The sequence below is a fragment of the Microcoleus sp. K5-D4 genome (assembly GCF_036704575.1).
In the GTDB taxonomy this organism is placed as follows: domain Bacteria; phylum Cyanobacteriota; class Cyanobacteriia; order Cyanobacteriales; family Microcoleaceae; genus Microcoleus.
The window spans coordinates 113377-122046 of sequence record NZ_JAUBSD010000005.1; the positions used below are offsets into that span (position 1 = coordinate 113377).

General features: G+C 48.3%; 7 protein-coding genes. 3 read left to right on the forward strand and 4 right to left on the reverse strand.

Features of this window, described 5'->3' with window-relative positions:
- Positions 1-449 (reverse strand): dTMP kinase (gene tmk / locus QUA77_RS03320; protein ID WP_333449253.1); only part of this gene is annotated, 449 nt, incomplete at its 3' end.
- A gap of 105 nt (positions 450-554) precedes the next feature.
- On the opposite strand from tmk, the gene QUA77_RS03325 reads away from it, so the two are divergent.
- Complete coding sequence (locus QUA77_RS03325; RefSeq protein ID WP_190659999.1) at positions 555-902, forward strand: hypothetical protein; 348 nt, start codon at positions 555-557, stop codon at positions 900-902.
- A gap of 197 nt (positions 903-1099) precedes the next feature.
- Here QUA77_RS03325 and QUA77_RS03330 read toward each other — a convergent pair whose 3' ends face one another.
- Positions 1100-3670, reverse strand: a complete 2571-nt coding sequence (locus tag QUA77_RS03330; RefSeq protein ID WP_333449254.1) for a heavy metal translocating P-type ATPase — start codon at positions 3668-3670, stop codon at positions 1100-1102.
- A gap of 299 nt (positions 3671-3969) precedes the next feature.
- On the opposite strand from QUA77_RS03330, the gene QUA77_RS03335 reads away from it, so the two are divergent.
- Positions 3970-4155: a DDE transposase family protein gene (locus tag QUA77_RS03335; protein ID WP_333449255.1), complete on the forward strand. Its 186-nt coding sequence runs from the start codon at positions 3970-3972 to the stop codon at positions 4153-4155.
- A gap of 315 nt (positions 4156-4470) precedes the next feature.
- Here QUA77_RS03335 and ctpC read toward each other — a convergent pair whose 3' ends face one another.
- Positions 4471-5826 (reverse strand): carboxyl-terminal processing protease CtpC, encoded by a 1356-nt coding sequence (ctpC, locus tag QUA77_RS03340; RefSeq protein ID WP_333449256.1) that lies wholly within the window; start codon positions 5824-5826, stop codon positions 4471-4473.
- Positions 5827-6124: 298 nt separating this feature from the next.
- On the reverse strand, positions 6125-7345 hold the full coding sequence (gene ispG, locus QUA77_RS03345) for a (E)-4-hydroxy-3-methylbut-2-enyl-diphosphate synthase (RefSeq protein ID WP_333449257.1): 1221 nt from the start codon (positions 7343-7345) through the stop codon (positions 6125-6127).
- A gap of 292 nt (positions 7346-7637) precedes the next feature.
- On the opposite strand from ispG, the gene QUA77_RS03350 reads away from it, so the two are divergent.
- The coding region (locus QUA77_RS03350) for a serine/threonine-protein kinase (protein ID WP_333449258.1) at positions 7638-8670 on the forward strand (1033 nt) is incomplete at its 3' end.

Genomic DNA, 8670 nt, shown 5'->3' on the forward strand with positions numbered 1-8670 from the left:
ACCCTCGCCAAACCCTCCTCCACATTAATATCCAGCCACAAAGTCAGATCGCTTTCCAAGCCTCCGGTAGCAATTTCATTCAACTGCTTAATTAAATTTAACTTAAGGCCGCGGCCGTAGCCCTGATAAGCAATCGTAGAGTCAGTAAAGCGATCGCATAAAACAATCGTTCCCTTAGATAACTCTGGTTTGAGAAAAGTTTCGACGTGTTGAGCGCGATCTGCCGCGTACATGAGTAATTCTGCTCGATCGGATACAGATTCGCCCCCATCTTGTTTCAGCAACAAATGTCGCAGTCCCCTTCCCAGCTCAGTACCCCCAGGTTCGCGAGTAGCCACCAAGCGGACTCTCAAACAGCAACTTGCTTGCAGGAACTGTATCAAGCGCTGCATTTGCGTAGTTTTACCCGCACCTTCAACCCCCTCAAACACGATAAGTTTGCCCTTCATTGCCCTAACTTTCCACCTAAATAAAATAAATCCATATTGTTCTGTTCATCTGTTCTAGGTTCGGTATGATAATAAAGTCTAAATGCCTCACGGCTGGAGTTGTCTATGGCTCGCTATACTGGTTTTTTTATCGTTGCCGTTCCGATCGACCGTCTGCGTCAATCCCTGATTGAAATTTTAGAGTCATGCAATCTTGATATTATCTACAATACAGGAGATTCCGTCATGGCTCGCGAACTTCCCGGTCAAGTTTCGATTGCCAAACTTGTCACCGCAGAAGTCCTAATTGAGAAAAACACGGCCAGCGACTCAGAGGTTCGCATGAACTTCGTGATTAAAAACGAAGAACTGCCCCTGCAAACCAACAACCACTGCCGTCAAATGTTCGAGCTAGTGAGTCGTTCAATTATGAACAACAATAACTGGCGACTTTTGGAAAGTATGGCACTCTAGCCATCAGTCAGTCGTTTTTACATTTTAGATTTTAGAGTGACTCCACAGATAAATCTGGGGCCTCGAACTAACGTCGAAACTTCTTTGGTCTCGACTCCTGGTGTGGGGGGCTTGTATCCGTATTGGGATGAGGCCATAAGTCATTAGTTTCTAGTTAATGACTTATGGCCTCCGACTTTTATATGCAATCCCTAAATTTAAGCTCGAAATCCGCGTCGCAGCAGCAAAGAATTTGTAACCACGCTAACAGAACTAAACGCCATAAATGCTCCGGCCGCCGCAGGACTGAGTAGAATTCCGGTTGCAGGCAGCAAGATACCTGCGGCCACCGGAATTCCCAGAGTATTGTAACCAAAAGCCCAAAATAAATTTTGGCGAATCTTATTAAAAGTAGCGCGCCCCAGCTCGATCGACTCAACAACATCCATCAAAGCATTTCGCATCAGCACAATTTGAGCTGTCTCAACTGCGACATCAGTACCGCAGTGCAAACCGATACCGACATCAGCTTGAGCCAAAGCCGGCGCGTCATTGATACCATCCCCCACCACAGCCACTTTACAGCCTTGGGCTTGCAAAGCTGCGATCGCCCTCGCCTTCCCCTCCGGCCGCACCTCGGCCAAAACATCAGCCGCCGTCAAATCTAGCTGCTGCGCCGTCACCGCCGCCGCAGACGCCGTATCCCCCGTGAGCATCATCACCCGCAATCCCATGCCCCGCAAACGTTCCACCGCCGCCTTAGCATCTGGCCTCAGAGTATCTTTTAGCCCGATTACCCCCAGCAAAACGCCCCCAGAAGCCACGTAAACCGCCGTTTTGCCTTGCAAAGACCCCGACAATTCCGTCGCCACAGCAACACCCTGCTGCTTCATCCACTCAGCATTCCCCGCGAACACCCGTCGGCCCTCCACCAAAGCAGAAACCCCGAATCCCGGTTCCGTGCAGAAATCCTCAGCAGCTAGCAGCGGCAAACCTTGTTGTTGAGCTTCCAGCAAAATCGCTGCGGCGATGGGATGACAAGCGCCCCTTTCCACCGCCGCCGCAATTTGCAGCAGTTTTGAGTCAATTGTGGAACAGGCATCTTGGCTGTTGCCAGAAACTCCATCAATTGTGGAACAGGCATCTTGGCTGTTGCCAGAAACCCCATCAATTGTGGAACAGGCATCTTGCCTGTTGCCAACATTTATATCTGAATTCAAATCCCACTCGGAATTCTGGAAAATCGGCAAATAATCTGTGAGTGTGAGATTTCCGGTTGTCAAAGTGCCAGTCTTGTCAAAAACCACCGTATCTAATTGATGGACCCGTTCTAAAACATCACCACCGCGAATTAAAAGTCCGCGCTCCGCCCCGATGCCAGAACCGACTAAAATTGCAGTTGGGGTAGCCAGTCCCAAAGCGCAAGGACAAGCGATGACTAAAACTGCGATCGCCAATTTCAAACTTAAGAGCAAAGGCGATTGATAATGGATAATTGGCAATTCATTTCCCATATTCATTGCCCCGTGTCCCATATCCATTGCCCCGTGTCCTAAAAGCACAGAAGGCCAAATATGAGTCCCGGCAAAATACCAAAATAGGAAAGTTAAAACCGATATCCCCATTACCCCATACACAAAATATCCCGCCACAGTATCAGCTAAATTTTGAATCGGCGCTTTGCGAGTTTGGGCTGCCTGCACCAAAGCCACCATTTGAGCTACAGTTGTTTCCTTACCGGTGCGAGTTGCGCGCATCACAACTGCCCCGGATTTATTAATAGTTCCCGCCGCAACTGTATCTCCTGGCTGCTTCAAAACCGGCATCGATTCGCCAGTCAGCATCGACTCATCTATGGTTGTTTTGCCTTCGCAAATTTCGCCGTCTACCGGTATTTTTTCCCCTGGCAAAACTTGCAGCCATTCTCCCACTCGGACGCGATCGGCGGGAATTTCAATGTATTGTGGATCGTAGACCTCTGATGTCGAGTTTAAAGGCAATTCTTGCGATCGCAAATCTAAACTCGAAAGTTTAAAATCTACTAAGCGGGCTTTCGCCGGTTGCAATGCGATTAAAGCTTGCAAAGCTGATGCAGCGCGGCGTCTGGCTTGCTGTTCGAGAGTTTTGCCCAACAAAATAAAGCCCAGCAGCATCACCGGTTCGTCAAAAAAGCACTCCCATCCCATGCGTGGAAACAGCAGGGCCGCGTTGCTAGCGGTGTAAGCTGTGACAGCGCCTAAAGCTACCAAAGTATTCATGTTGGGTGCATTTCGCCACAAACTGCGGCACCCGTCAACGATAATCGGGCGGCCCGGTAGCAGCAAAGCTAGGGTGGCGAGTCCCCAGTGAAACCAAATATTGCTGAGAATTGGGGCTTTTGTGCCCAGTACGTGACCTAAACCCGATAAAATAATTAGGATAAGGGCGATCGTCAATTGCTTGATTTGCTGTCGAATTTCTTGTCGCCGTCGTTCAATTGTTGTCGCTTCTGCTTCCCACTGATTTTCACCTGAACGAGACTGAGAGGGAAATCCATTATCAGTCAACTTTTTCGCTAAAGCTTCTGCATCGACAGTCCCCGGTTCACACTCAACCGTTGCGACTTCTACGGCTAAGTTAACGCAAGCTGAAATTACGCCTGAATATTGCATGAGTTGGCGTTCCACAGCTTTCGCGCAGCCGGCACATTTCATCCCGCCGACATCGAAAGTAACAAGTTCTGGCGGTGATTCTTTAACTGATATGATTTCTGGTTGCATTTCGGGGATTGTTTTGGGTATAAATTGCATGGTTTTTTGGTATTGATTAGAATATTTCGCCACTTCAGAAAGGGTTTAATGCACTGTTTAGACAAATGTCTATATTTTGATCATAGATAAATATTGTGGCATCTTCCAAAAGTGTTAGTTTTTTTTAATTCTTATTAGTTGCAGGCGGTTAAATCCGCAGTCCGGGAGGGGTTTCAACTACTGTAGGACGGCGAGTTTAATGCTAAGACACACTTGGGACACGGCATTGCTGTTTCCCTATTTGATATAATGAGCCAATTGCCTAGTTAGTATCCAGCTTTTTTGTGACGAATTTAGCTATGACAGAAACACCAAAATTTTATATTGTCAAACGCCCTGTTGGTAATTGCGAGATTTTGCCCCTCGCGCAACTTGAAGAACAAAACCCCAGTATTATTGAAAAGTGGGGTCCTTACGATTCTGCCGAAGATGCGATCGCCCGCCGCATCGGATTAATTCGCGCCGGCAAATGCCAGCCGCAATGACGAATTACTATTACTTTCCTCCGCATCGCGAAAGCTAACGTGATATCAAATCTGTTAGCATCGGAATTCTTCATATCTCTCTTCTCGACATCTGCGTAAATCAGCGTCCATCCATTGTCATCTGCGGTTTACATTCTCTTCTTTTAACCGCAGATGAGGGCAGATAAACACAGATTAACGCAGATGAATTATATAAATTTCGGTTGCACCGGACGAATTGCCAAAAACAGCGAAGCATTCGAGTTTAAAATCTGGGCTTTTAGCCGTAAATCTTTCCCCGAATGCTTTTTTTAACTGAAACCCTATACAGGTTTTCTACCTAGATTTAGAAGGTGCTGCACTGGGTTTTGCTTGCGCCGCATTTGGTTTAGGTGGCGCTGCATTCGGTTTCGACTCCGCCTTATTGTTCCCTGTTTTACCAGTAACTTGCTGTGTCAAAACTTCCATAGCTTTTGCGTACTGCGGATCTGCCGTCGTAGCGATTTTATCGCGATCGCGCCTCAATTCCTGTTTTTGAGCCTCGGTGAGTTCTACCTTAAAATCTGGTTCAATCCCGGCTTTGTTAATATCAGTGCCCTTGGGAGTAAAATACTTGGCAATTGTCACCGCCAAACCGGCACCATTTCCCACGCCGCGTACTGACTGAACTAAACCTTTACCAAACGTCTTTGTTCCCACCAAAACCGCGCGTTTGTTGTCTTGCAAAGCACCGGATAGAATCTCGCTAGCACTTGCTGAACCGCCGTCTACCAGTACAACTAACGGTTTGTCTGTGAGTTCTGCCTTATTTGCAGTTTGTTTATCGGCCTCACCGACTCGATCGACCGTCGAGACGATCGTACCTTCTTTGAGCCACATCCGAGCAATTTCAATACTTCCGTACAGCAACCCGCCGGGATTGGAACGCAAGTCTAAAATATAGCCCGTTACCTTTTTCTCTTCCAAATCTTTAATTGCCGATCGCATTTCCGATGCAGCATTCGCACTGAACTGATTTAAGCGAATATAGCCGACTTCTCCGATGGGAGTTTTCTGCACCGACTTCCGCACGGGATGAATTTCAATTTTAGCGCGTTTCAGCTTAAATTCTAATTCCTTGCTTCCCCGCAAAATAGTCAGCGTCACTTCAGTATTCACCTGGCCGCGAATCAAACTTACCGCTTGATTCGTATCCATGCCTTCTGTGCTCTTGCCGTCAATCTTAGTAATGATATCTTTGGCCAGAATACCAGCAGTAAAAGCCGGGGTATCTTCGATCGGCGAAATCACCACCAACTTTTTGGTTTCCTCATCTTGAGTCAACTGAATCCCAACTCCTGTCAGTTCCCCAGAAGTGTCAACCTGCATATTTCTGAACTCTTGAGGGTCCATAAACCGCGTATAAGGATCGTCCAGCTTCTTCAGCATTTCCCGAATTGCTTTGTAAGCTTCCTCGTCGCTGGTATAAGTCCGGTTCAAATAATCATTCCGCACCGCTTTCCAGTCAACCTGGTTAAAAGTGCCATCCACATAACTTTTGTCAATAATCTGCCAAACTTCATCAACTAACTCTTTAGGGCTTCCCCGAAAAGAAGCCAGAGATTTAGAACTGCAACCAGTGTTCGCAAGAGTTACAGCAGTGAGTACCACTGCTGCTGCACTTAGAACAAGCCCTCGTTTTGTTATAACCATTTGTCTGACGCGCGGGAGGAAAAGAGTTCAGAATAATTACGCTCAATCTAACACAGGCAAGGCCGGCTCGCGTTTGGCGTACATATATTATTCCACTTTGGCGAATTCTATTCAGGGGCCCGTGAGGATGCCCACCCTGAATAGAACTCTCACTCTTTGTGGAACAGGCCTTGCAGCTTCTGACAAAGGTGCTCTTCAGTCGGTTTAAACCGACTTCAGCTATGAGACAGGGGTTTCAACCCCTGTCGGACTGTCGGATTGTCGGATTGTCCAACTCTAACAACAGAGAAAGAATCGGCTAAGGATCAACCCAGCGATCGTCCGATTTAATCAAGTCAATCAATTCTGCCACACCTCGGTCTTCCGGCACCTTCTTAATTTCTTCCCGGCCCCGGTACAGCGAGATATAACCCGGTTGCTTCCCGACGTAGCCGTAATCAGCATCAGCCATTTCTCCGGGCCCATTGACAATACAGCCCATTACTGCTATATCCAAACCCGTGAGATGCTTCGTCGCCTCTCTCACTTTGTGTAACACTTCCTCTAAATTAAACAAAGTGCGACCGCAGGAAGGACAAGCGACATACTCAACCATCGTTTTCCGCAGTCCCAAGGCTTGCAGAATGCTGTAGCAAACGGGAATCTCCTTTTCTGGGGCCTCTGTCAGCGAGACGCGGATGGTGTCGCCGATACCGTCAGCTAACAAAGGTGCCAGGCCGGCAGTGGATTTGATGCGGCCGTATTCGCCGTCTCCTGCTTCCGTGACGCCGAGATGCAGCGGGTAATCCATGCCGAGTTCGTCCATCCGGTGCACCATCAAGCGGTAAGCAGCCACCATCACGGGCGCGCGGGAGGCTTTCAGGGAAATTACGATATTTCGGAAGTCGAGGGATTCGCAAATTTTGATGAATTCCAGGGCCGATTCTACCATGCCTTCGGGGGTGTCGCCGTAGGTAAACAGCATCCGTTCGGCTAAGGAACCGTGATTGACGCCGATTCGCAAAGCTTTGCCTTGGTCGCGCAGGGAAATCACCAGAGGTTCCAGGGTTTCGCGGATTTTTTCGCCAATTTCGGCGAATTCGCTGTCGGTGTATTCGCTTCTGTCGGCTTTCGGCTTCTCGAACACGTAAAGTCCGGGATTGATTCTCACTTTGTCTACGTGTTTGGCGACTTCGAGGGCTATTTTCATGCCGTTGTGGTGGACATCGGCCACGAGGGGCACGGGTTGGTAGGTGGCGTGCAATTTTTGCTTGATTTCCGCTAATGCTTTGGCGTGGGCCATGCTGGGCACGGTGACGCGGACGATTTCGCAGCCTATCTCGTGCAAGCGCCGAATTCCTGCGACTGAACCGTCGATGTCGAGGGTGTCTTCGTTAATCATCGACTGTACGACGACGGGGTAGCCGCCGCCGATGGTGACGCTACCGACTTTGACGGGCCGGGTTTTGCGGCGTTTGATGGTGGTGTCGAAGATGGGTTCGGTGGCGGGGGTTTTAGTGGGGTTCGGCAGAGTTTGCATAACTGGTTGCTAGTGTTCTGTAATTAGAGTTTATAAAATTGTGTCTGCTGTTTTTTAGGTTTGCACAGAAAGGGACTGTTTGGGTAAAGAGGTTTTGGGATTTAGGATTCTTAATGAGATTGCGGCGAATTTGTCGATCGAATTATGTCGGAAAAGGGCGATCGAACTAAAAGCCAACCATCACCGGGAAGGCGAACTGAAGTTGCACCCGTGGAAAAACCGAACTTACAAAATACAGTTAAAATACAGACTAGGCCGAGATAAAAATTAATATTGGTTGGCGGTGAGGAGAATGGTTTGGACACCGGGGCAGCGGTTAAATGGCGATCGGTATATTATTGAAGGCAAGTTAGGTGAGGGCGGCTTTGGGGTCACGTACCTAGCGCAGAAGGCGCAAAACAGGCAGCGGGTTGTCATCAAAACGCTGAAAGATGAATTATTGAGAGATCCAGATTTTGCGCGGTATCGGGACAGATTCCGAGATGAGGCGGTAAAGCTATCTGTGTGCAGGCATCCCAATATTTTGCAAATAGACAACTATTTCGATCATGGTAATTTGCCTTGCATTGCGATGGAATATGTGGCAGGAGAAGATTTGTGGAAATGGGTGGAAAGGCGCGGCATTCTGTCAGAAACAGAAGCTTTAAACTACATCCGCAAAGTGGGAGAAGCCGTAATAGTTGTTCACGAAAAAGGTTTACTCCATCGGGATATCAAGCCACAAAACATTATGGTACGCGACAATCAAGATGCAGTTTTGATTGACTTTGGTTTGGCGCGGGGTTTTATTCCAGATCGCACTCAACAAATGACTTTTGGATTAACACATGGTTTTGCGCCTCTCGAACAGTATGCGGAAAGTGGCAGATTTGCTGAGTACACAGATGTTTATGCTCTGGCGGCAACGCTATACTATCTGCTAACGAGAACACCACCAACTGCTGCATTCTTGAGGGCTTCAAATCATCCTTTAAAGCCGCCGTTTCAGATTAATCCTAATATTAGCGATGGGGTGCATCGGGCAATTATGAAAGGGATGGAAATGGATGCGACAAAGCGCCCTCAGTCGGTTCAAAAATGGTTGGCTATGCTTCCCCAACCTACCCTTGGTAATTGGGGACAAAGAGGGGGTGTTTCGCCCACGATTCCTAGCCCGCAGCTACCGCCACAACCCCTTGGTAATGGGGGGCAAAGAGGGGGTGTTTTGCCAACGATTCATAGCCCGCAGCCACCGCCTGGCAATTGGGAACAAATAGGGGGTGTTTTGCCAAGGATTCCTAGCCCGCAGCCACCGCCTGGCAATTGGGGACAAATAGGGGGTGTTT